This window comes from Pseudonocardia sp. CA-142604 (genome assembly GCF_050948475.1).
Lineage (GTDB): Bacteria > Actinomycetota > Actinomycetes > Mycobacteriales > Pseudonocardiaceae > Pseudonocardia > Pseudonocardia alaniniphila.
In genome coordinates, this window is record NZ_CP192045.1 from 3,382,725 (window position 1) to 3,408,596 (window position 25,872).

The window sequence follows — 25,872 nt, forward strand, 5'->3', positions numbered from 1 at the left end:
GCGCCGGCTCTTGGTGCGGTCCGCGTCTTTGCGCGATATCGAGAACGCTATCCGGGTCGCCGCTCCGGTCCGATAGCACTGCGGTGTTATTGGCGCGCAGCCTCGCCGCACCCACGATGGAGACAGTCAGGGCGCTGAATGCTCCCTGGAGAGGAAGAGATGGCTGTGAGCGACGACATCGTCAAGCCGAATCCCATCCGGGACTCGACGAACAAGCTGAAGTTGAGCGTCTTCGCCGTCAATGCGAAGGGTGGCTCCTTCACCTACCACCCCGACCGGTTCTCCGGAAAGTGGCCGGACATCGCGAAGCTGGCCGTGATGGCCGACGACATGGGCATCGAAGGGTTCGTCTCGGCGTCGAGGTGGCGTGCGTTCGGCGGCCCGGGTCACTACTCCGGCGACGCCATGGAGACCTTCACATGGGCTGGTGCGGTCGCCGCGATCACGAAGCGGATCAGCATCATCAGCACATTCCCGATGGCTCTGCTGAACCCGGCGTTCGTCGCCAAGGCGGAGGCGACCGTGGACCTGATCTCGGACGGCCGCGCGGGCATGAACCTGGTCTGCGGGTGGTTCCTCCCGGAGTTCGACCTCTTCGGCGTCGAGATGCAGGAGCACGGCGACCGCTACGACTACGCAGACCAGTGGATGGAGGTGTTCGACAAGCTGTGGGAGTCGTCCGACGCCTTCTCCTTGACGAACGACTACTTCCATCTGAAGGACGCGGTCTCGCAGCCTCGTCCCGTGCAGTCGCGGCCGCTGCTGATGAACGCGGGCGGGTCTCCACGCGGCAGGCAGTTCGCGGCTCAGCACGCCGAGGTGGCCTTCACCATCCACGACGATCCGGATCCGCAGGCGGTGAAGGCGCGCGTCGCGGACTACCGGGAGGAGGCGCGGAGGCGCTACGGCAAGGAGATCCAGATCTGGCTCTCCGCGTACGTTGTCCAGAAGGACACCACCGCCGAGGCCGATGCCTACGCCCATGACTTCATCGTGACGCACGGCGACGACGTAGCCGTCGCCGAGCTGATCGAGACCAACATCCCGAACGCGAAGACCTTACCGCCGGAGAAGATGGCGACGATGGGCTACTCGTTCAAGGCAGGCTACGGGGCGTACCCGCTGGTGGGAACGGCCGACGGCATCGCTCAGCGCATGATCGAGCTGTCCGAGGCCGGGGTCGACGGCCTCATGCTGATCTGGCTGGACTACGAGGACGGCCTCAAGAAATTCGCCGCCGACGTGCTTCCCACGATCGAGGCGGCCGAGCTGCGAGCTCCCGCTACGCCCGCGTGAACGGGCTGGGTCGGGCCGTCCGTGCGGTGGGCACGGGCCGCCCGACCCGGCTTCGTGAGAACGGCGCCGTGTCAACGTGCTCAGGTCGACGTCCTCATTCCCGGCGCGCCGTGCCGAAGGCACGCAACCGGTGCAGCGCTTCGACCCGCGATCGTGCTCCGAGCTTGCGGTACACATGCAGCAGGTGCTGCTTCACGGTGTTCGTGGCGATGGACAGCTCGGCGGCGATCTCGGCGTTGGTCAGACCGTCCGTCGCCAAGCCGACGACCTCCAGTTCGCGATCGGTCAGCCCGGTCTCCCGCAGGCGAGTAGGCGCCGCGATCGCCGTGCCCCCGCCGCTCAGGTCGATCGTCTCGACGCCCTCCACGGGACGCTCGATCAGGGGTGTGCCGTCGAGGCCCGCCGACTCGTGGATCGCGGCGTTGCCGAGCGCCATCGCGAGGAAGGACGCCAGTTCGGCGCCCGTGCGCTGCTCGCGGACCGAGAACCGGACCCGGCCCCGCCGTCGGGAGACCGTGGCGACGGCGATCGAGCGGCCGCTGCGAATGAGCGGGATGTACAGGCAGTGCTCGAAGCCGTAGCGGCCAAGCACCTGTCCCTCCGGCGAGCGTCGGTGGTCCGATCCGTACTGGTGGATCAACGCGTCGTGCACGGGGAAGCGGGAGGCGACGGACCGCTGCCGATAGGCATTCACACCGTGGGCCAGCCGTTCGAACTCGAAGAGCATCGGAGCGGGCGAACCCATCAGTGTGGCCACGGCGGCGTTGTCGTGGCGGTCGAAGTAGCGGATCGCGCCGGCGTCCGATTCGAGCAGGCGCACCATCTCGGGCAGCGAACGCTGCATCACGTCGACCAGCCGCAGCGAGCCGCACACGAGACCGCCGAACCGCGCCACGGCCTGCCAATCGATCTCCGTGCCCGCCACGTGGACCACGCGTTCCTCACCTCACTGCGCAGGGCACGAATCGGGCGTGCCGAGGATCTCGCCGCACGCTCGTCTGAGCCGACGACGACGTCATTCGACCGGCCACCTACTCTCCCGACGGGCGCCGATCCGGGCCAAGGCAGGGCCCGCGACGGCGTCGACCTGCTCGACCAGCTTCGCGACGTCGATCGTGGTCGGCACCCCGTCGCGCACCACCACCGCACCGTCCACGACGACTGTCGTCACGTCCGTGCCGCTGCCGCCGTAGACGAGAGCGGGCACCGGGTCGATGAACGGGTTGGGGGTGTACGCCAGCCCCGAGATGTCGAAGACCACGAGGTCTGCTGCCTTGCCCGGCTCGAGCGAGCCGATGCGGTCCGCCCAGCCCAGCGCTCTGGCCGCAGAGACCGTGGCCATTTCGAACACCGATGTCGCGGGCAGCAGCAACGGGTCTCGCCGCACGTCCTTGTGCGTGCAGGCCGCCAGGTACATGACGCGGACGAGGTCGAGGAACCGGCCGATAGCGGCACTGTCGGTACCGATGAGCACTTCCGCGCCGGCCTCGACCAGCTCGGGGATCACACCGTGGCTGACGAAGCCGCTGCCGCCGAGCACACTTGCAGACGGACAGTGCACGGCGGCGGCGCCGGAGCGGGCGAAGAGCTCGACGTCCTCCGATGAAAGCCAACCGATGTGGGCGAGCAGCGGGTGGAGATCGAGCACACCCAGGTCGGCATACCTGCTGAGCTGAGCGTTGGGACTGCCGCTCGGCGGCGCGATGAAGTGACCGACGAGGCCGGTGTCGCGCTCGCGAACACGCGCGACGACGCCGCGGACGAGCTCGTCGCTCACCGAGCTCGGCTCATCGAGGCAGTAGAACGCGCGAAGCCGCCCGCCCGCCATGCCGTCGACCTGGTCGAACGCCGCGTCGGCTGCGGCGAGCATCGCGGCGGCGTCAGGCACGTCGCGGGCGAACGACCCGGCTAGGTCGCTCGTCTGCTGGGCGAGCACGCCACGGATGCCGACCTCGGCGGCGGCCTGCGCGGTGTCCACAGGGAAGGGACCACCGGCGTCGACGAAGGTCGTGGTGCCGTGGCGGAGCAGCTCAGTGAGGCTCGCCAGTGACGCGACGCGTGCCTCGTCCGCGGTCACGGTGCTCTCGTGCGGGACCACCAGTTCGGTCAGCCGGTATTGGCGCGGTCGCTCGTCGACCTGACCGCGCAGGAGGTAGCCGCTCGCCGGGTGGTGGTGCGCGTCGATGAGACCAGGGGTGAGCAGCGCACCCGGGGCGTCGATCAGCTCACCCGGGCGGTAGCGCGCGAGAAGGTCGGCCCGCTTCCCGACGGCGACGATGTCGGTGCCGCGGACGGCGACCGCCCCGTCGCGGATGATGCGCCTGCGCTCGTCCATCGTCGCGACCGCGCCCGCGGCGACCATGAGGTCGACATGCTCGACCGAGCGGTCCCGCGCTCCGCCGGCCGCGGGTCCGCGCTCTCCCGTTTCCTCGGTGTGGTCCTCGGAACCGTCAGCAGGACGGTTCCGCACCTCGATGTGCACGATCGGTGAACCCTTCTGGACGCTGAGCGGAGGTGGCGCGAGCTCGGACCCGTCGCGACCGCGCCACCGGCCAGGACTCCCCCCACGATGATCTCCACGGTCCGCGGCAGCCATAACCTCTCAGGGTCATCTTCCGGTGGGGACGAGGTGGGGTGCGTACGGCGCGGTATCCACACCCGGACCGGCGGGTGCTCGAGGTCGTCCTCGCACACGGACGAGCAGCATGGGTAGCGGCGATCCGCGGGGTGGTCTTGCCGGCAGCCGTGGACGAACGCACGCCGCCGGGCGCCGATGCCCGCGCGTGCGGTCACCACGTTGCCTATCCGCCTGCTCTTGCCCTGCACCGCATCTACGGCTGCAAGAACGAACGCAGCATCGCGGTCAGCTCCTGAGGCTTCTCCTTCGTTACCCAGTGGCCCGACCCTCGAAGCACTTGGCCGTCGACGTTCACCGCGTACTGACGCCACTGATCGGCGATCTTCGTTCCCAGCGAGGCCTCCCCGCCGATCGCGAGGATGGGCATTGGCAACTTTCCCTCCGCCCGGAACTTCTCGTTCTGCCGGACGTCCTCACGAAGCTCGCGGTACATGCTCAGCCAGGCGGCCGTACGGCCCGGTTGCCTCAGGTACTGAGCGTAGAAGTCGTAGTCGGCTGCGCTGAAAGCCGACTTGTTGCCGAGGAACTGCCCGATGAAGTCTTCGACGAAGGGTCGCTCGCGGCCTGCAATGAGGTGCTCCGCCAGCGGCTCCTGGAACATTCCGAAGTGCCACACCGAGGGTGTGCTCGGGTCGGCCTCGATGGCGGGGAAGTTGTACAGGCTGTTGTCGGGAATCGGAGCTTCCATGACTGCCATGCGGCTGACCTCCGAGGGCCACTGGGCGCCATAGGCATAGGCCACCCACAGGCCGATGTCATGCCCTACGACCTGGACACCATTGTGCAGCTCGAGCTGCTTCAGCAGCTCGCGTACGTCCTGTGCCAGCTGCGCGGTCTGGTAGCCATCCTGGGTGACCTCTGAGTTGCCGACTCCACGCAGATCGACGGCGATCACGGTGTGCTCCTCGGACAGTGGGCCGAGCTGATCTCTCCATTCACTCCAGGTCTCCGGGAAACCATGAATCAACACGACGGGTGGGCCGGCGCCGCCCTGTACGTAGTGCATCCGGAACCCGTTGACGTTCGCGTACTTCGAAGCGAAGCCCGGCGGCGGTTCGACCTGTGAGTTCGGAGACGGCGATTGCGACGGTGCCGCGGCCACACTGTGATCGCGACTTCCACTCCAAGCGCCTGCGCTCGTGGCCGTGCCCACCAGAAGCGCCGTCGACGCGAGGATGAGAGCGACGATCCTGTAGGACTTCACTACTGGAATTCTCTTCATTCGGCTCCCTCAGCTCGATTCGGTACGGGATGTCGTGGTCCGTGATTCAGGCCGTCACTCCTCCGTCGACGACCAGGTCGTGGCCCACGGCGAAACCGGACTCGTCGGAGGCGAGCCAGAGCACCGCAGAAACCACCTCGTCGAGCGAGCCGACCCGCCCGAGCGGTACCGAGTCCGCAAGCCGGGCCGCCCGATCGTCGGGCGTCTCGCCCGGAGAAAGGGACATGGTGGTGTCGGACGCTCCCGGGCTGACCGCGTTGATACGGATACCGCCGCCGATGTACTCCCGGGCGGTGTTACGGGACAGGGCGCTCACCGCCGCCTTGGCTGCGACATAGGCACCGACGCCGGGCGCGCGGCGATGCGCACCAATGTTCGAGGCTACGTTGACAATTGATCCGCCCCGGCCGCGCATCCGCTCGATCTCATGCTTCATCGAGAGAAAGACGCCGGTGAGGTTGGTGCCGATGATGCGTTGCCAACTCGGCTCGTCGACGTCTGCCAGCGGCGCGACGGCACCGAGGACACCGGCCGCGTTGACCGCGACGTCCAGCGCGCCGAAACGGCGGACCGCCGCGGTTACCACGGCTCGCACGTCGTCCTCGACAGTCACGTCGCCAGCCATTGCTGCGACCGTCCCGCCCTCTTCTGCGATCGACTTGGCCGTCTGCTCGAGTGCTGCGAGGTCGCGCCCGGTCACGTATACCGCGGCGCCTTCCCGCGCCAGCGCCTGGGCAGTGGCCCGCCCGATTCCGGAGCTGCCGCCGGTGATGAGCGCGACCTTGCCGGTGAAGCGATGCGACATGTAAATCCTCCTATTGCGGTTGCCGAGAAGAAGTCATTCATGAAACGGGGCGGCCACGGGGGCTGCACGTGACAGCGCCACGGCGGCGATCATGGCGCCGATCACCATGACTGCTCCCCACACGGCGAAGGCCAAGCCCTGACCGGCCACGGCGGCCTCTGCGGGGTTGGTGTGGCCCAGGAGCGCGGTGCTGCGGGCACCAGAGATCGAGACGAGAACGGCGAGGCCGATCACCGGGCCCGTCTCCATGGCCAGGTTGACCACCCCTCCGGCCAGACCTGCGTCGGATGTGTCCACGCCCCGCACGGCGGCGACCGTGGCACCGGCGAACGAGAGGCTGGCACCGGCGGGCACCAGCACGAGCCCGATCAACGGCAACCCGATGTACGGGGTGTCGAGATCCACTCGACCGAGCACGAGTAGTCCGAGTCCGGTGAACGCGGCGCCGGCCGGCAGAACCTTCCCCGGGCCCCACCGGTCGAGCAGCCGGCCCACGCGCGTTCCGACCAGGACGAGGACGACGCCGACCGGGAGGAACGCTGCCGTGGTGCTCAGCGGGGAGTACCCACGCAACTGTTGCAGATACAGCGAGAAGAAGTAGAACACCGCAGTCGTAGAGGCGGAGGTGGCGAGAATCAGCACCAGGCCGGCCATCTGCGCCGGCGACGAGAACAGCGGCCATCGCACCAACGGCCGCGGCGACCAGATCTCGTGAGCCGAGAATCCGACCAGCGCAATGACGCCGACCGCCAGCGCGAGGAGAACCTGCGGTGCCGTCCAGGAATGCTCGGGGGCCTGTACGAGACCGTAGGTCAGCCCGCCGGTGCCGACGAGTGCCGGCACCGTGCCGGGCAGGCCCAGCCTTGCGGCCTGGGTCGGCGGGACATCGTTCGGCAGAAGCCTCGGAACCAACGCCGCCACACCTGCCATGACGAGAGCCGATCCCACGAACATCCACCGCCACGACCCGAAACCAGACGTCAGGCCACCGACCAGCGTGCCGGCGGTGGCGCCGAAGGCCGCGAGAGTGCCCCAGAGCGCCACCGCGGCCGAACGGCGCGCCGGCTGCGGGAAGATCGTTTCGACGAGGGCGAGCGCGGTCGGCGCCGCCAGCGCCGCACCGGCACCCTCGACCAGCCGGCCGACCAACAGCACAACCAGATTGGGCGACGCGGCTACCACCAGGCTGCCGACGATGAACACGCCCAGGGCGATCAGCAAGCAACGTCGTCGCGGGAGTTGGTCGGCGAGACTGCCCCCGAGTAACAACAACCCGCTGAAGGACAGGCCATACGCACAATTGAGCAGTGCCAGGTCTCCGGCCGACAGGGCGAAGTCGCGTTGGAGGGACGGCGACGCCACCGCGAGCATGGTGATCGCCGCAATCAGCGTGATCTGGACGACACCGAGAAGCGGGAAGGCTCCCTTTCGGGACTGACCGATCAAGGCTGACCCTCGTGATCGGAGAATCGGACGGTGAATAGCGGAATAGGGTCGAACGGCGTCGGCGCGGCGGTCCTCACCCATAATGCGCATCCTCTGACGGAGCACGACGCGGAATCGCGCGAGCCGGCGTGGATTCGTCCCGGCCGCCCGTTCCCCCCTCCACCTCCCAGCTACTCACCCTGACCGCGGTGGCCGGAATGCCGGACGAGCCTCGAGCAGCGACTGGCCCTCGCTGGTGCAGCGCCATCGGTCGCATCGACACCACCGCGCCGGGTTCCTCCCCGTAACCGCGGCGGCCAGGTCGAACGTCGATCAACGTCGTCCTCCGCCTTTTCGTCGTACCGGGATCTTTCGGAAACGGCCGTTACAGTATGCGGCCGCCCGCGAGGGCGCAATACACGGGCCAAACATTTCGTAGACCTGCGGACATCAACTCGAGATGACATATCTCAACGAGTCAGTGCTTTGTCTTATTTCTTCCCGTTCTCCCGATCCTGCCGTCGTGATCGGTCGATCTCTTGGACGCGATCGGAGCAGGTGAGAACCCGTCGGATTGCCGACTGGACGAAGGTTCACTCCCCGTCATGTCGTTCATGAGTCAGAAGTCATCCGGTTCCCCACGCGGGCTCACCGTCACGTCAGGCGGACTGTCGATTCGGGTCTCGAAGATCGGCCGCTTCACAGGGCGGCGACGGCACCCCGGATGGCCTGACCGACCAGCTCGCGGTCCCGGGTCGCGCGAGCCACGAGGGACAACCCCTCGGTGACCACCAGTAACATGCTCGCCAGGGCATCCGTGTCCGCATCGGCGTCGAGCGCACCCTGCGTCTGGGCCATCAGCAAGAGATCCCGTAGCCGCTTCCTGACTCCGCCGAACGAACCCGAGACGAGCCGCTGCACCTCCACGTCGTGCGCCGCCACCTCAACGGTGGCATTGCCGGCGAAGCATCCACGAGGCCGGTCCGCATCGAGGTCCGGCTCGGCCACTTGCCACAGCAGCTCCATCACCTGCTCGCGCAGGGGCCGCACGTTGGACGTACCGGACTCCGGCTCGCCGAAGCCGCCGGGGCCGGGCAACGTTCGGGAGTAGCGTTCCAGAGCCCGTCGGTAGAGCCCTGCCTTGCTGCCGAATGTGCCGTACAGGCTGGACCTGTTGATGCCCAGCTCCCGTTCGAGGATGGGCGTGGTGGCTCTTTCGTATCCATATGACCAAAAGGTCTGCATCGCCCGTTCGAGTACGTCGTCCGGGTCGAAGGCCTTGGTCCGCGCCACGAGGGGAACGCTACCAGTAATGGAAACGATCATTTCAACTCGCGTAGTCGGGTTGGTTTTCCGGTCGTGGCCACCAGTGAGGACGGCCAAGTCGAACGTTGATGTACGTCGTGGTCGCCCTTCTTGCCGCACCGTAGCTTTCGGAAACGAGCGTTACGGTATGCCGTCGCTCGGCGAATGCGCAACCCGCAGGACAAACGTTCACGCCCGCCCGCCGCTAGAGGAGACGACGGGCGCCGCTGCGGGAGGCGGATGCTCGGAGTCGCCGCGCCCGGCGGAAGAGCTGGGGGCGGTGTTCGGCTGCGATATCGGTGGGGCCCGGATGTGATGGCCGAGGCTGATGCTGCGAGGGATAGCCCGTCACCACCGCAGGTGGTCGTGCTCACGACCTTCGACGCCGATGTACATGTGCTGCGGGCTGTGCGGGCCGGACCCGCCGGGCTTCTGCTCAAGGACACCCCGCCCGACGCGCTCGTGGGCGCGATCCGTCTCGCCGCCTATGGACGGCCGGTCCTCTCACCGGAGGCGACGCGCCGTCTCATCGACCGGGTCACTGAGTCCGGGCAGGACACGCGCTGCGACACCGCCCGCCGCCGGCTCGGCCTGCTCGCCGACCGCGAGCTCACCGTCGCGTTCGCCGTCGGCGCCGCTTCCTCCAACGCCGAGATCGCCGCCGGCTCACCACATCAGCCTGGCCCACGGTCAAGACCCATGTCTCGGCGATCCTCACGAAACTCGGCCTCAACGACCGGGTGCAGGTCGCCGTGCTCGTGCATGACGCGGACCTCGATCACACCGGCTGACGGGCCCGACGTGGTCCCCGCCACAGCGGGTTGAGTGTGCCGCTACGGCACGGTCTTTCCTGGATGTACCCGACGAACGTGACCTAGGAGGACACATGAACACGACCGTGCGCAACCGCGGCCCGGCTGGCGAGGAGCCGGTCGTCCCGGCGCCCGTCACCGAGCGGCAGCCGACGCTGCTCGACCAGATGGGTGGCCCGATGGGGTTCGTCTACTCCGCCGTCCCCGTCGTCGTCTTCGTGGCGGCCAACTCCTTTCTGTCCTTGCCGGCGACGATCATCGTGTCGATCGCCGTGGGGCTGGCCGTCACCGGCTACCGACTGATGCGCGGGGAGCGCCTCAGCCTGGCGGCCGGCGGGCTGCTCGGACTCGCCGTCGCGATCGGCATCGTCACTCTGACCGGGTCGGCGCGCGACTTCTTCGTCATCGGGATCTGGGCCTACCTGGCCGGGTTCGTGGTCACGCTCGGCTCGGTCCTGGCCCGGCGGCCGCTGAGCGGCGTGGTGTGGAACCTCGTGCACGGGGGCACGCATGCCTGGCGGGCCGACCGTCGGCTGCTGCGCGCCCACGACGTCGCCACGCTGGCCGCGGCGGCGGTGTTCGGAGCTCGCTTCGGCGTGCAGCAGTGGCTCTACGTCAGCGACGAAACCGGCTGGCTGGGCATCGCCCGGATCGCGATGGGTTGGCCGCTGACCATCCTGGCCGCGCTGGTCGTCGTCTGGGCGTTCCGGCGCAGCACGCGGCTGCTCACGCCGGCCTGACGGGCCGCACCGCACCCCGGCTGATCGTGGAGGACGTCATGCTGCTGCTCCTGCACAACGAGGTCCGCCCCGCCGGCGACCACCGCCACCCTGCTCCACAGCCTCGGCGGTGCGGTGCCCGTCGACCTCGCCGCCAGGGCTGGGTCGGCGTCGACGGGCCCACGCTCGTCGCTCTCGGCGGCGGCCCGGCCGGCCGATCCCTTGCCGCGTTCCGCCCGTGCGAGGGTCGCGCGTCGGCTCCGCAGGATCCGCTCGCCCGTCCCCGATCTGGGGGCCGACCTTGTGGGCGCCGGCGTCGACCGCCTCGTCGAGCGCGTGCGCCCCGCCGCGAGCGCGGGCGCATGCTGGGCCCGCGCCCCGTCACCACCCGGTCGGCTGTCGACCTTCACCACGAGGCCGCGCTGTGGGCCCACCTCCGCGCCGTGCTGGAGCACGTGACCGGCCCGACGCCCGCACCGTGGCGGTGATCGCGCTGCTCTGGGCGAGCGGCGCGCTCCCGGCCCTGCGTGGCGTACCGGCGAGCGGGAGCCGGTGAACGGCGATGGGGAGGCGGCCGTCGTCGCGAGGGCGGCCGCTCGAGCCGGCATCCTCGCGGATCAGCGGGCCTCCGCGGATCAGCGCCCCTCGTGGATCAGGGCCTCGGCGCGCTGCAGCACGTCGAGCTGGGCGGGGTTGTAGAGGTCCTGCAGGGCCTTGCTCACGGTCCGTTGGACGAAGCGCGGGCCGCGGGGGGCGTCGGAGAACGGTCCCTCCATGTTCGGGTGCCGGGCGCGCAGCGCGCGGATGTAGGGGACCATCCGCTCGGCCACGCCCCGCCGGGTCGCCTCGTCGGCGTCGTCGGAAAGGCCGTCGAACTCCGCGGCCACGGGGTCGTCGGGGAGGTCCTGCAGCATGTCCGCCCAGACCTGCCGACGCTCCGGGCCGAGCACGCGGCCGAGCACCGTGACGAACGAGCGGTCGGCGTCGGACAGCTCGACGCGGGCGGCGGGCACGAACTCGGGAGGCAGATCGGTCGGCGCGGCCTGCTCGAGGATGTCGCGGAGCTCGGCGCGGGCTCGTTGCAGCCGGTCGATGGCGGCGGCCAGGTCGGCGTCGAGGGCGCGGAGGGCCTCGGCGGGGTGGTCGTCGGACTCACCCAGCTCGGCGATCTGCGGGAGCGACAACCCGAGATCGACCAGGCGCTTGATCCGCAGCAGCCGGACCAGGTGGGCGACCCCGTACTGCTTGTATCCGTTGGAGCGTCGCTCCGGCTCGGGCAGCAGCCCGACGTCGTGGTAGTGCCGCACTGCCCGGAGGCTGGTCCCGGCGAGTTCGGCGATCTCCCGGGTGCTCCAGCCCACGACCGCACCTTCCTCCACCGACACTGCTCCCATACCGAACGGTACGCGATCATGCTCAGGGCGGTGACGGGCACCGGAAGGGCGACGATCGGGCGGCCGCGGGGTTCGGCGCGGACGTCGTGCTGGAGCGCGCGATGCGGGTGTTCCGGGAGCACGGCGACGAGCGCCCAGCCTGTCGGACCTGGCCGCAGCCATGGGCATCACCCGCACGAGCAAGTACGCGGCGTTCGGCGGGTAGCGGGTCGTGCGCACGGGCCCGAATCGGTGCGTCCGGTCGCGTGGCACCAGTCCGCGGCGCACGAGCCGGTCGGTCACTGGGCCCACAGCGTGGATCCGATCCGCAGCATCAGGGTCCGCGCGCGAGCCGGGCTGCTGGGCGTTGGTATCGAACGCCTCCTGCCGGAGCGGGTCGGGCAGCGGGCCGTCGCCGCGGGCGACGACAACCGGTCTCGTGGCGCAGCCGCCCCACGCTTCGGCGCGATCCGGCCGGCCAGGGCGAGGTCGACGAGGAGCGCGCCGCCCAGGGGGTGGTAGAGGGTGCCGACCCCGGCCGGGACCTCGTCCCCGTCGAGCAGCACGAGCAGGAGGTCGTCGACGACCAGCGCCGCCTCGGGCACGGTCAGGCCCGGGGCCGGTAGGTGAGGCGCCGCAGCAGCACCTCCGCCGGGCCGCGGATGCCCGCGACGTCGAGCCGGTGGGCGACGACGACGGTCAGCAGCCACACCCCGATCCCGACGAGCATCGCGGTGGCGCTCGACAGGTGCGCGCCGAGCCCGAGGCCCCACGCCGCCAGCACGGGTACGAAGATCAGCGACTGCGCCAGGTAACCCGACAGCGACCGGCGGCCCAGTGCGACGAGCGCGCGGGCGGGGAGCGGCGGGGTCGCGCCGCTGATCCGGTGCGTGATCAGCCCGAACACCGCGGCGACGCCAACGCCGGCGAAGATGCCGGTGAACAGGTGCAGGGACACGAACGCCGACGGGTTGGGCACGACGAGCACGCCGAGGTGGAGCAGCGCCTGGACCGTGCCGGCGCCCCAGCCGACCGCGAGGCCGAGCACGGCGGTGCGGCGCAGCAGCGGCAGGTGCCGGCCGGGTTCGTCGAGGACGCGGTGGCGGGCGGCGAGGATCCCGATGAGGAACGCGGCGGGCATGACGAGCCCGGTCAGCGAGGAGATCGGGGTGGGCACCCACAGCGCCAGCCGGAGCAGGACCGAGACGAGGTAGCTCGGCTCGGCGGCCGCCTGCTGCTGCAGGGCCATCGCCCCAGCCCCCGCAGGAACGAGCTGGCCGAGGGCGGCGAGGGCGAGGTTGCCGAGCGCGGCGACGCCGAGCAGACCCCCGATCCAGATCCTCAGGGTGCGGTCGCTGCGGTGCAGGAACAGCGGGACGAGCAGCAGCCCGAGAACTCCGTAGGTGCCGAGTATGTCGCCCTGCCACAGCAGCGCGGCGTGGACGAAGCCGATCGCGAGCAGCCACCAGTGGCGGATGCGCAGGAGACGGTGGACGTCGCGCTCCGGGCTCCCGGCGGCGATCCGCCGGGCGTGGAGCTGGCCGATGCCGTAGGCGAACAGCAACCCGAACAGGGTCCAGGCCCGCCCGTCGACGAACACGATCGTCACGGCCTGCGCGATCCGGTCGGCGATGCCACCCTCGGCCGGGTGCAGCAGGGTGGAGCCGGTCTCGGAGGTCCAGAGGAACCACGGGACGTGGGCGAGCGCGATGAGCAGCAGCATCATCCCGCGGGCCAGGTCGGGGGCCAGGGCCCGTTCGGCCACTGGCGTCGGCGCCGCGGTGAGGGCTGGATCGCGGCCTGCTGGCGGGGCGTTTCGGATGGGAGTGGACACGGCATGCCTCCTGGCACAGGTGATGATGGCCAGCGGCTCGCCACCGTCGGATCGGGCGGGGGATCGCGCCCGTCACCGGGCTCGCTTGAGGAGCACCAGGATGTCGGTGGCCGCCGCGCCGACGCTGGGCTGCAGGCTGCTCACGGCCTCCCACCCCTGGCGGCCCAGGTCGTTGAGCTGACGCTCCATCTCGTCGTGGTCGAACCCCTTCCAGCCGAGCCCGAACTTGACGATCTTGTGCTCGACAACCTTGGTCATGTCCTCAGTCGACACCGTGCCGCTGCGGCATGCTCAAGCTCGACCCGCGTGTCCTGCCGCTCAGCGTCGGGCGGCTGATCAGGGAGTGCTTCCGGCGACGGGATCCGGCCACTGAGGCCTGCGACCAGGACCAGGCGCGGCTCAGTTGAGTCCGGCGACCATGGCTCCGGTGACTGGCACGACCGCGCCGGACACGTAGGAGCCCGGCTGCGCGAGCCAGGTGATCGCGGTGGCGACGTCGTCGGGCGTGCCGAGCCGTCGGACTGGGATGCTCTCCACGACCGACCGGGTGGCGTCCTCGATGGTCGCCCCGGTCGAGGCGGCGACCAGCTCCAGCTCGGCCGCGCCCAGGTCGGTGTGGATCATCCCTGGTGCAACGGCGTTCACGCGGATCCCGCGTGGCCCGAGCTCGGCTGCCAGGAGCCGGGTGAGCCCGACGGCCGCATGCTTGGTCACGGTGTAGGCCCCGTAACCGGCTTCGGCGGCCACCCCCGCCGTGGAGGCGACGTTGACGATGCTGCCGCCTTGTTTCTCCAGGTGCGGGAGCGCGGCCCGGCTCAGTCGCATCGGGCCCATCACGTTGATCAGCCAGGACAGTTCCCACCGGTCGTCGGTGACCTCGGTGAACTCACCCACACCGATGCCTGTTCCCGCGTTGTTGACCAGCACGTCGAGGCCGCCGAACGTGCTCACGGCGGCCTCGACCGCCGCCTCGATCTGGGCGGTATCGGTGACGTCGAGCGCTACTTCCGTGGCGCGGCCACCGGCCGCGCGGACCCGCGCGACGGTCGCCTCGAGGCCGGCCTGCGCCTCCTCGCCGCCCGCCCCGGTCGGTACGAGATCGCTCACCACCACCGAGGCGCCGGCACGGGCCAGGTGCTCCGCAGCCGCAGCGCCGATACCTCGTTCCTGACCAGCGCCGGTGACGAGAGCGACGCGGCCCTGCAGAGATGTCGTGTTCTCCAAGACGTCCTCCTCGAGTTGATGTCCTGAGATGCCGACGAGGGCCGACCCCGGGCGTCAGGAGCCCAGCTGTCGCTGCACCGCCTGGGCGTCGATCAGGTAGTTCATCTCGTAGAAGCGTCCGTCGCGGACCTTGTGGAAGGCGTACTCGGCGAACTCCAGCGTGGCGCCGGTGGGGGCGACACCGAGCCACTCCTTCGTGTGCGTGCCCTTGTTGAACAGGCGGGCTGCCACGCGGTCACCGTCGATGGCGATGTCCTGGACCCGCCAGGTGAAGTCCGGCACCGCAGCGCCGTGGCCCTTGAGCTCGGCGATGACGTCGTCACGCGTGACCGGCCGGCCGTTCTCGACGAGCTCGTCGTGGATGAACTCGGTCATGCGGTCGAAATCATGATCGTTGAGCGCGTCGATGTAGCGCTCGAAGACCTCGCGCACGTCGGAGTCGGACATGATGACCTCCTTGTCGCCCCGTGTCGGGGCTGTACTCGTGTGTTCATGAATGGCGGTGCCCTTCCACGCTCTCGTCGTGGCGGCCACCGTCGATCGCGGGAGAGCCTCGGGTCCGCGACTTCTATCCCGATGGGTACAGAAGTTGGCATGTCGCGCTGCGGGGGTGCGGCGCCGCAGCAGTGTCAGCAGGGCTTGTGACAGCGGGCTACGAGAGGACGGGGCGAAGGCGCGGCAGCGCGACAGGTAGCGGGGCACCTGCCGGAGGGCGACGGGCCGGGGCCACTCGCCGGGGCGGAGCCACGCCTCGGAGCCGCCGTCGACGACGATGACGCTGCCACGCAGGAACGCCGCCGCAGGCGAGAGCAGCATCATCACCCAGTCGCCGAGGTGCCCGGGATCCGCCCACGCCACCGACCGGGACGGGGAACGCGCGGACCGCTCTCGCCGCGACCGGGTTCGCGAGGTCCTCGTCGAGCAGCGGGGTCTGCACCGGTCCCGGGGCGAGCACGTTGAGGCGGATCCCGGCGCCGGCCCACGCCGGGGCACGGCCGCTCGGCGCGCCCAGTCGGTCACCGCGATCTTCGACGCCGCGTAGGCGATGTTCGGGGCGACCGGCCCGAACAGTCGCAGCGTCCGCACCGCGGTCGACCTCACCCGTGCGCAGGGCGCGGAGCACCCGCCGCGGCACTCCAGGGGTGACGGTTGCCGAGTTGCTGCCGAGAACCACGGCCCGGGCGTCGCCGCTCGCCGCGAACGCCGGTCGCAGGGCGGTCAGCAGCTCGACCGTGCCCAGCTGGTTGACCTGCGCGATCTTCCGTGGGCGGTAGGGTCCGGGGGAGGGGCCGATCCCGGCGGCGAGGACGGCGCCGTCGAGCACGCCACCGGAGCGCCCGAGGACCCCGGTGGCCGCGGCCGGGCGGCCTTCCGGTGCCCCGAGGTCGGCGACGACGTCGGTGTCGCGCAGATCCACCTCGATCACGGAGTGCCCGGCGGCACGGAGCCGTTCGGTCACCGCGGCGCCGATCCCCGACGCCGAACCCGTCACTGCATAGCTGCCCATTCGAACCCCTGCCCGATTGAGGCCGTGATCAGCCCCCTCCGGAGCAGCAGACGGTATGCCGTCGCGGCACACGCAAGTTCCTCGTCCCGCGACGTGCCTCACGTTGACGTGCGCGGTTCGGCACGGGCGGCTAGAAGGTGCAGCGGCGCCGTCGGGTCTGGTCTGCAGATCGATCAGGTAGTCGGCGACGATCCCGTCGATGCACTCGCTCTGCCCGAACAGTGCGACGCCGTGCTGGGCGCCCTCCACGGTCAGCAGGCTTCCGCCCAGGAGGCGGGCCATGTTGACCTGCCGCGAGCGGCGCCGGCCGCGACGAGTTGCACCGGGTCGCCGACGCCGCGCTGCGGAGCTGGCCGCCCGCCTGACGGTCGAGGTGCCTTCGGCCTCGTCGGTCCGGGTGCCGGCGAGGGTCAGTGGTCCCGGACCGCGTCGAGCAGCAGGCCCCGGGTGAGATTCTGGTCCTGGACGTTGTTCATGGCCCTGTGGACGACCATCGTCTACGGTCGCGCACTGGGTATTCGCATTCGACGGCGTCACCGGCGCCGACTCCCACGGCGGCTGGATCGCCAACACTCTCAAAGCCGAGGACTTCGCCGGCGGCACCGCCGTGCACATCAACGCCGGTGCCGCCGCCCTCGCACTCGCCATCGTGCTCGGCCGCCGCACCGGCTGGCCACGCCAATCAGCCCGTCCACACAACCTTCCCTTCGTCCTGCTCGGCGTCGGCCTGTTGTGGTTCGGCTGGTACGGCTTCAACGACGGCTCAGCACTCAGCGCGGCCGACCTGGCCGGTCTTGCGTTCACCAACACCACGGTGGCGGCCTGCGCCGCGGTGCTCGGATGGCTGCTGGTCGAGCAGGTCCGCGACAGCAACCCGCCGCGGCCCAGGCGTTCCGTCGGCTCGGCACGGGTAGGTCATCGGCAAGGACGAGCTCCTGGGTGGGTTGAGCGGCGGGAACTGAGTTGTGATGGTTCACGGCGTCGTGGACATGCGCGCCGCGCCGCGCCGGGCTGGTCGGCCTGCTTGGACGTGGGCATCGCCGTCCGCGGCGATATGGCCAGCTCGGCGGCTTGGTGGACCGCAACGTCGCTGGCGGCCTCGGTGACGGTCGACCCTCAGTCGAGGACGGCGAACGCCTCCACCTCGACGAGCACGTCAGGCTCGAACAGGTAGTCCACGCCGATCGCCGAGAGGGGCGGCAGTGGCCGCGGGAGCCCGATCTCGTCCGCGACGCGATCGATGCCGGCGATGAAGTCGGGGTACTTGTCCGGGCTCCAGTTCGTCACGAAGAAGCGGAGCCGGACGACGTCGGCGAAGCTCGCTCCGGCGCCGGCCAGGCCGCGCGCCGTGTTGCGCAGTGCGTGCGCGACCTGACCGGCCAGATCACCTGTCGCGACCGCGTTCCCGTCGGCGTCACGCGCGATCTGGCCGGCCACATGCACCTGGCGGGTACCCGAGCTGATCGAGACGTGGTGGTACGGAACGGGAGCGAACATGCCCTCCGGGGTCAGCAACTGCACTGTCATGAGAAGTCCCTTCGTCGTCGGATGAGGTATCCGAGATATACTCGGTTTCCGAAGGGAACTTCAACGAGACCAGGTGTCATGCCGGAAACCGCTCCGCCCCGACCGGACGGCCCTCACCTCACCGAGGACCACCGCGACCTGCTGGACCAGGTGCTCGACAAGTGGTCGATCCACGCTCTCGACGCCCTGTGCGAGCGGCCGTTGCGCTTCAACGAGCTCCGCCGGGCGATTCCCGTCGTCACGCAGAAGTCGCTAACGGCGACACTCCGACGCCTGGAGCGCAATGGCATGGTCGAGCGCGTCGTCACGAGCACCCGGCCCGTCGCCGTCGAATACCGCATCACGCCTCTCGGAAGGACGCTGCAGGACCTGATCGACGCGCTCCTGCATTGGACCACCGTCACGCTGCCCCACGTCGAACGAGCACGCGCCGACTTCGATGAGGAGCGTTAGTCGGCTGTGCTAGCCAGTGGCTTGTCACGCAGCTTTGGCCGGGGCGCCTGGATCACCACCTGGAACACCGACTCGAGGCCCTACGTCTGGACACGGACCGCGGACGAGATCCTCGAACGCCTCGCCCGTTATCGGGCATGCCGGCAACGCAGCCAGGGGCCGCCCGGGCGCGAAGAGCGCGATCACGGCATTTTTCAACACGGCCCAATACTCCAGCCGTAGTTTCAGCCGCGGGACGCGGAGCAAATGACCGCGGCGGGGTTCGGCGACCTGGCAGGTAAATGTCGTTTCACAGCCTTGACAAGGCTGCCCCATCGGCACCTAGTGTGTGGATCTTTGCAGCGGATGGGAGTGATCGTGCGGGCTCGACGGGGCTGGCAGGTGGCAGTGCCGTGGCCGGCGTGGTCCCGTCGGCACGTCGACCTGTGCCGTACCCCCGCCGCGCTCTGTCGCTGCCCCCGGCGCCCTGCGTCCGGATAGCCACACCACTCACCTCGATAGCCACACCACTCGCCCCGACCGGGTCGGGTTGCGCGCTGCGCTACTTGCCCCGGCAGCGCGCCGCCGTCCGTCATCTGAAGGAGAAGTCCGTGCGTCGCACGTTCCTCGTCGCAGCGGCCGCGCTGCTGTCCGCCGTCATGCTCGTCGGCTGCAGCGGCGGTTCCGGCAGCACCACCACGCTGCGGGTCGGGACCGAGGGTACCTACAGCCCGTTCAGCTACCAGGGTCCCGACGGTCAGCTCACCGGCTACGACATCGAGGTCGTTCAAGCGGTCGGAGCCAGGCTCGGCCGCACCGTCGAGTTCGTGCAGACCCCGTGGGACGCGATCTTCGCCGGGCTGCAGGCGCAGCGCTTCGACCTTGTTGCGAACCAGGTGACGATCAACGACGAACGCCGGGCCCGGTACGACCTGTCCGAGCCCTACACCGTGTCCGAGGGGGTGATCGTCACCCGCGCCGACAACAGCGACATCAGCGGCCTCGCCGACCTGCGGGGCCGGACCACCGCGCAGTCGGCCACCAGCAACTGGGCCGACGTCGCCCGCGAGGCCGGGGCGGACGTGGAGGCCGTCGAGGGCTTCGTGCAGGCCGTCCAGCTGCTCAAGGACGGCCGCGTCGACGCCACCGTGAACGACACCCTCGCTGTGGGGGAGTACCAGCAGACCACTGGCGACACCGGCGTGAAGGTCGCCGGGACCACCGGCGACACCAGCGAGCAGGCGTTCGCGGCGCGTCAGGGCAGCGGACTGATCGAGGAGGTCAACCGGGCGCTGGCCGAGCTGCGGGCGGACGGCACGCTGACGCGGATCTCGGAGAAGTACTTCGGTTCCGACGTGAGCGGCAGCTAGGTGGACTCCTCGACCTGGGAGCTGATCTGGCGCAACCTGTGGCCGATGCTGGTCGCCACCGTCACGCAGACCATCCCGCTGACGGCGATCAGCTTCGCGCTCGGCCTGGTCGTCGCGCTGTTCGTGGCGCTGGCCCGCATCTCGAAGGCCGGGCCGCTGTCGGCGCTCGCGCGCGGCTACATCTCCGTCATCCGCGGCACGCCGCTGCTGGTCCAGCTCTTCATCGTGTTCTACGCGCTGCCGCAGTTCGGGGTGGTGATCGACCCGTTCCCGGCGGCGGTGGTGGCGTTCAGCCTGAACGTCGGCGGCTACGCGGCCGAGGTGATCCGGGCGGCGATCCTGAGCATCCCGAAGGGGCAGTGGGAGGCGGGGCAGACCATCGGCATGGGGTACGCGACAACGCTGCAGCGAGTGATCCTGCCGCAGGCGGCGCGCACCGCCGTGCCGCCGCTGTCCAACACCCTCATCTCGCTGGTCAAGGACACCTCACTGGCCTCGACCATCCTGGTGACCGAGCTACTGCGGGTCGCCCAGCTCGCGGCGGCGCCCACGTTCGACTTCTTCGCGCTCTACGGGGTCGCCGCGGTCTACTACTGGATCATCTGCGTCGTCCTGTCGTTCGCGCAGAACCGGGTGGAGGCACGACTGGAGAGGTACGTGGCCAGATGACCGATCTGCTGACCGTGCGGGGCCTGCGCAAGTCGTTCGGCGACCTGCAGGTACTACGTGACATCACGTTCACCGTCCCGGCCGGCACCGTCACCGCGGTGATCGGGCCGTCGGGGTCGGGCAAGACCACGGTGCTGCGCACACTCAACGCCCTGGACCGGGCCGACGCCGGCGTGATCGGCATCGGCGAAGTCTCGGTCGATTTCGCCCGGCCCGTCGACCGCGCGACGCTGACCCGCTTCCGCGCCCAGAGCGGGATGGTGTTCCAGGCGCACAACCTGTTCCCCCACCGGACGGTGCTGCAGAACGTCATCGAGGGTCCGGTGGTTGTGCAGAAGCGGCTGAAGGCCGAGGCGATCCGGGACGCGCTGGCCCTGCTGGAGCAGGTCGGGCTCGGGGAGAAGGCCGACGAGTACCCGTACCAGCTCTCCGGCGGCCAGCAGCAGCGCGTCGGGATCGCCCGCGCCTTGGCGCTCAAGCCCACTTTGATGCTCTTCGACGAGCCGACCTCGGCGCTGGACCCGGAGCTCGTCGGCGATGTGCTCCGGGTCATCAAGGACCTGGCCGCCGATGGCTGGACGATGGTGATCGTCACCCACGAGATCCGCTTCGCCCAGCAGGTGGCCGATCAGGTGCTGTTCATCGACGGCGGGGTGGTGCTGGAGTCCGGACCGCCCGCCCAGGTGCTGGGCGACCCGGCCGAGGCCCGCACCCGGCAGTTCCTCCGACGGATCCTGGATCCGATCTGATCGCACGACGGAAGCCGTACGGCGGACGCCGGGGTTGGCCGAAGGTGCCGCGGACCCCGGCGTCGTCAGACGCGGCTACCGCAGGTCTCAGCGGTCCAGGCTCATGACCTTGTCGCGGTCCTCGACGAAGTCGCGGACGAAGTGCTCCTTGGTCGCCGACCAGCCAGGCGTTCAGCCGGCTGATGGCCCCGGTCCCGAGTGACGCCGACGACCCCGACGCGGACAAGGTGCGCGAGGAACTCCGGGTTGCCATCCGCACGCCAACCGGGGTGGAGGTCGGCCTGCCATCGGCAACCCCTTCTGGTCCGAGTTCGTCGAGCTGACAGACCCCGACGCCACCCGCCCGCCGGAGAGGTGAAGTGGCCGGCGTCGAGATTCGCCTGCGCACGGCCGGCCTGCTGCTCGTAGCGGAGCCGGCTGACCGCGGCGACGAGGGCGTCGCACTGGCCCGGGGCCTGATGAGCGCGTCGGCGAGGACACGTCGGCCACGACCCGGCGCTGGGACAACGCCGCAGCGGTGCCAGGGGAGTGGAGCCGCAGACGCCGGCGCGCGTCGTCGCCGCATGCCGCTCGCCGCACCGGTGACGACGGCGTGCCGCCCGAGAGATCGGAGCCCTGCGGTTCGCTGGTCATGACGCGGGGGATGCGAAGGGGTTGGCGTCGGTGTGGCGGTGTCCCCAGACGTCCGACGTCCCGAAATCGTGCGGGATCCAGCCGTCGCCCACCTCGATGCCGCCGCATCCGATCTCGAGATGGAACCCGCTGGGGTTGCGGATGTAGAACGAGATCGCTTTGTCGTTCATGTGCCGGCCGAGGCTGATCGAGATGGGTACGCCGCCCGCCTGGGCCCGGTCGTGGGCGCGTCCGACGTCGTCGATCGTGTCGTGTTCGATCTCGAGGTGGTGGATGGAAGGCGTGTCCGCGCGCGCCAGCGCGATGCTGTGGTGAGTGGCGTTGCAGCGGAGGAAGTACAGGCCGGGGGCGCGGTAGTCAGTCAGCCTGAACTCGAGTACGGACTCGTAGAGCTCGCGGAGCTCGTCGAGCTTCGGGCCGGCCAGGACGAGGTGGCCGAGACCGGTGACCCCGGGACGCGCGTCGGCCGGGCGGGCCGGGCTGGTGCGGACCTTGGCCTCACCGACCGCCAACTCCACGCGGTAGCCGACCGGGTCGGTGAACCAGCGCAGCTGGGTGGCGCCGCGCAACTCGGTCTCGTCCGCGGATCCCTCCTGGACGGCGAAGCCGGCGTCGGTCAGCCGCTCGGTGATCCGATCGAGTTCGCGCGGTGAATCGACGATCCACCCCACCTCACGTGGGCTGTCCTGCGCGGAGGGATGCAGGGCGAGGCGGTACTTGAACTCGTCGAGCTCCGCCAGGGCCACTTCTTGCGTGCCGATCTTGACGGACGTAACCCTGACGCCCAGTGTGCGCTCGAACAGGGTGACCCACGCGTCGACGTCGGTGACGTTGAGGCCGACGTAGCCCAGCTTGCGGATACCCATGATGACCTCATCGCTCCGATGTGGGGGCCGCGGCTCCGCCCTGCAGAAACTCACGAATGATGTGGTTGAACTCGTGCGCTCGCTCGTACTGCACCCAGTGCCGGCAGTGGAGCAGAACGCGTAGCTCTGCGTCGGGGATGCCGGCCAGGATCGTGGACGCCCAGGTCGGCGGAACGGTCTGGTCCTCCCGGCTCCACACGAGCAGCGTGGGTCCGTGTTCGAGCCCGACCGGCCACGGCGGCGGGTCCGCCGGGAGCACTCCGCCGGGCGCCATGAGAACGAGCCGTTCCACGCGCTCCGGGTGAGCCATGGCGATCCGCATCGCGACACCGCCACCATAGGAGTTGCCCACCAGATGGGCTCGCTCGATCCCGAGAGCCTCCATCGCGGGGCACACGCGTTCAGCCGCGTGGAAGAGCAACGGCTCGTCCGTCGCAGGCCGCGGCGAGCGCCCCCAAGCCGGAAGATCCACCACAACGTTCCGGTAGTCCCCGAAGGACGACAGGTTCGCCCCGAAGTTGCTCATGCCCGCGGTACCTGGCCCGGAACCGTGCAGCCACTGAACCGGACTGCCTGCACCGAACTCGGTGCAGGCCAGCTCGGCGTCCCTGACATCCACCATGGTCGTCACACCGACACCTACCCCTCGACTTGTATGTAACGCTCACTATAATCTGATGACGCGGTGCGTCATAACGCGGCCGCTCCGCCGCTCGGCCGAGCCGACGCGCGAGTCTGCTGCCGGACGCCTAGAAGTGCCGAAGGCAGACGGGTAGGCCACGACCTGGGTGGTCTCGAGGCCCGATGCCGGCTCGGGTCGTCGGTCCAGCGGGTGACCGGCGATTCGGTCGAGCACTACCGGTGTCGCTCACGCGCGGCCGGACCTGAACCGGTGACGACTTGTCAGGGGCGGACGTACTAGTTAGTCTAGATAAAGAGGGAAGTAGATCCCCATCGGACCTTGCGCTGGGAATGAAGAAGCGGAAATCGAAGCCTTCATCCGTACGCTGTACGACGAAATGGCTGTGCCATTGTTCTCGTTTGCTCTCCGTTTCACCAGAGACCGCACTCTGGCTGAGGATGTCGTACAGGAAGTGCTGGTGCGTGCCTGGCGCCGCGCCGGCCACCTCGAGCCCGGCTCCGACGCGCTGCGTGGGTGGCTGTTCGCTGCGACCCGCAACCTTTTAACTGATATGTGGCGCGCGAAAGCCAGGCGGCCGGCAATCGTGTCGTCCGACGAGGTTGTCGATCTGGCGGTTACGGCCGACGATGTCGAGGGGGTCTTGCGGCGTCAGGCTCTCGACGACGCGCTCTACCAGCTCACACCCAAGCATCGTGATGTGTTGATGCAGATCTATTACGAAGGCCGATCGCTCGCCGAGACCGCACACCGACTCGACGTCCCTCTTGGCACCGTGAAGTCACGCACGCACCACGCCTTACGGGCATTGCGGCTGCTACTGCAAGAGATCGAACTGCAACCAGGGTAACCACGGCCGTCGAGATCGGTGCAACTCGGACCATCCGACTGACTTTCAGGAGCGTATGTCGCCGTTTTGTGCAAGGTTCTTCCGCTCGCGCGTGCCGAACCGACGTGTCTGTACTTGAATTTTGGAAGGTCCGTGGTCGATCCCAACGTGTTCATCTTGTCAGAGGGCTGGCTCGACCTTGTCGAATACCCCGACACTGTACGGCAGAAGCCATATTTCACGATTTATGTTGCGTGGCTGATATGGCGAACGCGCCGCGGCGCCCGTGAGTCGGCCGAGACGGCGAGCTCGTTGACCACGCTGACCTCGCGGGTCAATCAATCGCTCGGGCTCGGCATCCCGGGGACCGCTACGACGGGTCATCGCCGAGCTACGCCTCGCTCGGTCGGCCGGTGTTCGCTCGCGCATCGTTGATCGCAGCACGACCGGCTTTGATCAGCGGGTCGGTGAGGGCGGCTGGATCGGGACCGAGGTAGCCGGTGACCATGGCGCCGTCGCGCAGGATGATCAGTTGGTCGGCGACGGTCTCGCGGTCGGGGATCGCCATCTCCCCGAGTAGGTCCTTCACGAACGTCGCGAACCAGGCCCGGTGGGTGGCGATGGCCTTCCTCGCGGGGTGGGCGGGGTCGGCGAACTCGGCCGCGGCATTGATGAACGGACATCCGCGGAACCCGGGGGAGCAGCTCATGTCCGCGATGGCGTGCGCGATGGCGAGGAGGGTGCCGCAGGCGTCGCCGGTCTGGCTGCGGAGTTGCTCCAGTGCGTGGCGTTCGACTGCCGCGCGGCCGTCGAGGTAGGCGACGACCAGGTCGTCCTTCGAGGGGAAGTGCCGGTAGAAAGTCACCTTGCTGACGCCTGCCGCCGCGATCAGCCGGTCCGCGCTGACGGCCCGGATCCCCTCGGCGTAGAACTGTTCGTTCGCCGCCGCAAGGATCCGTTCCCGCACCGGTGACGACTGTGTCGCGCCGGCACTTCGCGTCCGGCCGGCTGACTGTGTCATCGGTGCTCCACCTCGTCTCGAGCACTACCCTTCCCGGCCTTCCCGGGCTAGCTCCTCGATCACTCGGATGAGGTGTTGTGGCCGTGGAAAGACCTACTAGTCAGTCTACATGGCGAGCTGCCGATCATCGGTGTCCACGGGCGACGGACTTCCGGTACCGGTTCTTCCGCCACCTGACCCGCGACGTTCGGTGCAACGTCGTCGGGCGGCGCCGGGACCTTGCCCTCACACGGGGTCGACGACCTCGGGCAGGCCCTGACGACGATTGAAGGCGCCGGCCAGGCGTGTGACCGCCGTGCGCGGCAACCGGCGCGCAGGCCAGGTCATCACTCGTGTCACGGATCGGCCCGGGTAGGAGGCCGCGTGCCGTCGGGCGTAGTCATCGAGAGTCCGGGACGCGGCGACCTCGGGCGCGTCGGCTCGTGGCCGACGTGCCATCGAAGAATCCGGTCGCCACCGCCCCCGGGTGCGCCGCCATGACGTGAACGCCGGTACCGCGCAGGCTCTTCGGCGAACGCCTCGGTGAAGGACACGACCAACGCCGTCGTCGCGGCATAGACGGCACAGGTCCTGATTGCGTCGACGAGCCAGCCACCCGACGCGCCGGTGGATCGGCGCTGACACTAGAAGACGTGTTGATGCCGGTTCACGCCGTGAGCCTCGTCGCGATGGGTCTGTGGCTGCTCGACAAACCCGATCGCCACGTTCCGACCGCGGTTACGAGGGGGTGGGATGCCATGAGGGACCCGGCCCGCACCTGGAACGCGGTCGTGGTCGGTGAGGACACGCCGTGCTGGTCGGGAACCAGGTGGCACGAGCGCCTCAAGGCGGGTGTTGCTGCGTGCGATAGCCGCCGGCCGAAGTGACGTTGGATCCGCTGTCTGGCCGCCGGCCCCCGATCAGGACCGAGCGGCTCGTGCTGCGCGAGTCGCAGGCTCGGGATCGTGTGGCTCTCGGCGAGCTGTTCGACTCGTCG

General features: G+C 69.4%; 26 protein-coding genes and 2 pseudogenes. 10 read left to right on the forward strand and 18 right to left on the reverse strand.

Annotated features, from left to right (window positions below):
* The first annotated feature begins 165 nt into the window (after window positions 1-165).
* A complete protein-coding gene (locus ACQPZQ_RS15490; RefSeq protein WP_433296214.1) occupies window positions 166-1,296 on the forward strand; it encodes an LLM class flavin-dependent oxidoreductase in 1,131 nt (376 codons plus the stop codon).
* A gap of 94 nt (window positions 1,297-1,390) precedes the next feature.
* Here ACQPZQ_RS15490 and ACQPZQ_RS15495 read toward each other — a convergent pair whose 3' ends face one another.
* The 6 genes from ACQPZQ_RS15495 to ACQPZQ_RS15520 form a co-directional block, all read right to left on the reverse strand.
* On the reverse strand, window positions 1,391-2,230 hold the full coding sequence (locus tag ACQPZQ_RS15495) for a LuxR C-terminal-related transcriptional regulator (protein WP_433296216.1): 840 nt from the start codon (window positions 2,228-2,230) through the stop codon (window positions 1,391-1,393).
* A gap of 81 nt (window positions 2,231-2,311) precedes the next feature.
* Window positions 2,312-3,778 (reverse strand): amidohydrolase family protein, encoded by a 1,467-nt coding sequence (locus ACQPZQ_RS15500; RefSeq protein WP_433296217.1) that lies wholly within the window; start codon window positions 3,776-3,778, stop codon window positions 2,312-2,314.
* Window positions 3,779-4,127: 349 nt separating this feature from the next.
* Entirely contained in the window at window positions 4,128-5,036 is a 909-nt protein-coding gene (locus ACQPZQ_RS15505; protein ID WP_433296219.1) for an alpha/beta fold hydrolase, read from the reverse strand.
* 166 nt (window positions 5,037-5,202) lie between these two features.
* A complete protein-coding gene (locus tag ACQPZQ_RS15510; RefSeq protein ID WP_433296221.1) occupies window positions 5,203-5,961 on the reverse strand; it encodes an SDR family NAD(P)-dependent oxidoreductase in 759 nt (252 codons plus the stop codon).
* A gap of 33 nt (window positions 5,962-5,994) precedes the next feature.
* Complete coding sequence (locus tag ACQPZQ_RS15515) at window positions 5,995-7,407, reverse strand: MFS transporter (protein ID WP_433296223.1); 1,413 nt, start codon at window positions 7,405-7,407, stop codon at window positions 5,995-5,997.
* A 678-nt stretch (window positions 7,408-8,085) separates the two neighbouring features.
* Window positions 8,086-8,679 (reverse strand): TetR/AcrR family transcriptional regulator, encoded by a 594-nt coding sequence (locus tag ACQPZQ_RS15520; protein WP_433296225.1) that lies wholly within the window; start codon window positions 8,677-8,679, stop codon window positions 8,086-8,088.
* 898 nt (window positions 8,680-9,577) lie between these two features.
* On the opposite strand from ACQPZQ_RS15520, the gene ACQPZQ_RS15525 reads away from it, so the two are divergent.
* Both ACQPZQ_RS15525 and ACQPZQ_RS15530 read left to right on the forward strand, forming a co-directional pair.
* Window positions 9,578-10,243 carry a DUF3159 domain-containing protein gene (locus tag ACQPZQ_RS15525; protein ID WP_433296227.1) on the forward strand — a complete coding sequence of 222 codons (666 nt, stop codon included), beginning with the start codon at window positions 9,578-9,580 and terminating at the stop codon, window positions 10,241-10,243.
* 341 nt (window positions 10,244-10,584) lie between these two features.
* Window positions 10,585-10,710, forward strand: coding sequence for a hypothetical protein (locus ACQPZQ_RS15530; protein ID WP_433296229.1), 126 nt, complete (start codon window positions 10,585-10,587; stop codon window positions 10,708-10,710).
* Window positions 10,711-10,857: 147 nt separating this feature from the next.
* Here ACQPZQ_RS15530 and ACQPZQ_RS15535 read toward each other — a convergent pair whose 3' ends face one another.
* From ACQPZQ_RS15535 to ACQPZQ_RS15570, 8 genes and pseudogenes are all read right to left on the reverse strand, one after another.
* Window positions 10,858-11,616 (reverse strand): MerR family transcriptional regulator, encoded by a 759-nt coding sequence (locus ACQPZQ_RS15535; RefSeq protein ID WP_433296231.1) that lies wholly within the window; start codon window positions 11,614-11,616, stop codon window positions 10,858-10,860.
* Between the two features lie 278 nt (window positions 11,617-11,894).
* Complete coding sequence (locus tag ACQPZQ_RS15540) at window positions 11,895-12,200, reverse strand: hypothetical protein (RefSeq protein WP_433296233.1); 306 nt, start codon at window positions 12,198-12,200, stop codon at window positions 11,895-11,897.
* Window positions 12,201-12,202: 2 nt separating this feature from the next.
* Window positions 12,203-13,429, reverse strand: a complete 1,227-nt coding sequence (locus ACQPZQ_RS15545; RefSeq protein WP_433296235.1) for a DUF418 domain-containing protein — start codon at window positions 13,427-13,429, stop codon at window positions 12,203-12,205.
* 72 nt (window positions 13,430-13,501) lie between these two features.
* Window positions 13,502-13,687, reverse strand: a complete 186-nt coding sequence (locus tag ACQPZQ_RS15550) for a DUF4177 domain-containing protein (RefSeq protein WP_433296237.1) — start codon at window positions 13,685-13,687, stop codon at window positions 13,502-13,504.
* 141 nt (window positions 13,688-13,828) lie between these two features.
* On the reverse strand, window positions 13,829-14,653 hold the full coding sequence (locus tag ACQPZQ_RS15555; RefSeq protein WP_433296239.1) for an SDR family NAD(P)-dependent oxidoreductase: 825 nt from the start codon (window positions 14,651-14,653) through the stop codon (window positions 13,829-13,831).
* A 54-nt stretch (window positions 14,654-14,707) separates the two neighbouring features.
* Window positions 14,708-15,100: an ester cyclase gene (locus ACQPZQ_RS15560; protein WP_241042702.1), complete on the reverse strand. Its 393-nt coding sequence runs from the start codon at window positions 15,098-15,100 to the stop codon at window positions 14,708-14,710.
* A 205-nt stretch (window positions 15,101-15,305) separates the two neighbouring features.
* Window positions 15,306-16,160, reverse strand: coding sequence for an SDR family oxidoreductase (locus ACQPZQ_RS15565; protein ID WP_433299726.1), 855 nt, complete (start codon window positions 16,158-16,160; stop codon window positions 15,306-15,308).
* Between the two features lie 165 nt (window positions 16,161-16,325).
* A pseudogene (locus tag ACQPZQ_RS15570) lies at window positions 16,326-16,442 on the reverse strand (alpha/beta hydrolase); the annotation flags it as partial.
* A 162-nt stretch (window positions 16,443-16,604) separates the two neighbouring features.
* Here ACQPZQ_RS15570 and ACQPZQ_RS15575 point away from each other — a divergent pair.
* Window positions 16,605-17,037: pseudogene (locus tag ACQPZQ_RS15575) on the forward strand (ammonium transporter); the annotation flags it as partial.
* A gap of 239 nt (window positions 17,038-17,276) precedes the next feature.
* Here ACQPZQ_RS15575 and ACQPZQ_RS15580 read toward each other — a convergent pair.
* Entirely contained in the window at window positions 17,277-17,687 is a 411-nt protein-coding gene (locus ACQPZQ_RS15580) for a RidA family protein (protein WP_433296241.1), read from the reverse strand.
* 78 nt (window positions 17,688-17,765) lie between these two features.
* Between ACQPZQ_RS15580 and ACQPZQ_RS15585 the strand changes: the two genes are divergently transcribed.
* From ACQPZQ_RS15585 to ACQPZQ_RS15605, 5 genes are all read left to right on the forward strand, one after another.
* Window positions 17,766-18,140 (forward strand): winged helix-turn-helix transcriptional regulator, encoded by a 375-nt coding sequence (locus ACQPZQ_RS15585; protein ID WP_433296243.1) that lies wholly within the window; start codon window positions 17,766-17,768, stop codon window positions 18,138-18,140.
* 345 nt (window positions 18,141-18,485) lie between these two features.
* Window positions 18,486-18,620 (forward strand): putative leader peptide, encoded by a 135-nt coding sequence (locus tag ACQPZQ_RS15590; protein WP_433296245.1) that lies wholly within the window; start codon window positions 18,486-18,488, stop codon window positions 18,618-18,620.
* 110 nt (window positions 18,621-18,730) lie between these two features.
* Entirely contained in the window at window positions 18,731-19,489 is a 759-nt protein-coding gene (locus ACQPZQ_RS15595; protein ID WP_433296247.1) for an amino acid ABC transporter substrate-binding protein, read from the forward strand.
* Window positions 19,490-20,158, forward strand: a complete 669-nt coding sequence (locus ACQPZQ_RS15600) for an amino acid ABC transporter permease (protein WP_433296249.1) — start codon at window positions 19,490-19,492, stop codon at window positions 20,156-20,158.
* Entirely contained in the window at window positions 20,155-20,907 is a 753-nt protein-coding gene (locus ACQPZQ_RS15605) for an amino acid ABC transporter ATP-binding protein (protein ID WP_433296251.1), read from the forward strand. The genes ACQPZQ_RS15600 and ACQPZQ_RS15605 overlap by 4 nt, the downstream gene beginning before the upstream one ends.
* Window positions 20,908-21,536: 629 nt before the next feature.
* Here ACQPZQ_RS15605 and ACQPZQ_RS15610 read toward each other — a convergent pair.
* Window positions 21,537-22,406 carry a VOC family protein gene (locus ACQPZQ_RS15610; RefSeq protein WP_433296253.1) on the reverse strand — a complete coding sequence of 290 codons (870 nt, stop codon included), beginning with the start codon at window positions 22,404-22,406 and terminating at the stop codon, window positions 21,537-21,539.
* Between the two features lie 7 nt (window positions 22,407-22,413).
* Window positions 22,414-23,028, reverse strand: a complete 615-nt coding sequence (locus ACQPZQ_RS15615; protein WP_433299233.1) for an alpha/beta fold hydrolase — start codon at window positions 23,026-23,028, stop codon at window positions 22,414-22,416.
* Window positions 23,029-23,413: 385 nt separating this feature from the next.
* Between ACQPZQ_RS15615 and ACQPZQ_RS15620 the strand changes: the two genes are divergently transcribed.
* Window positions 23,414-23,896 carry a sigma-70 family RNA polymerase sigma factor gene (locus tag ACQPZQ_RS15620; RefSeq protein WP_433299235.1) on the forward strand — a complete coding sequence of 161 codons (483 nt, stop codon included), beginning with the start codon at window positions 23,414-23,416 and terminating at the stop codon, window positions 23,894-23,896.
* Window positions 23,897-24,266: 370 nt separating this feature from the next.
* Here the strand turns inward: ACQPZQ_RS15620 and ACQPZQ_RS15625 are convergent, their stop codons facing one another.
* A complete protein-coding gene (locus tag ACQPZQ_RS15625; RefSeq protein WP_433296255.1) occupies window positions 24,267-24,842 on the reverse strand; it encodes a TetR/AcrR family transcriptional regulator in 576 nt (191 codons plus the stop codon).
* Between the last annotated feature and the right edge of the window lie 1,030 nt (window positions 24,843-25,872).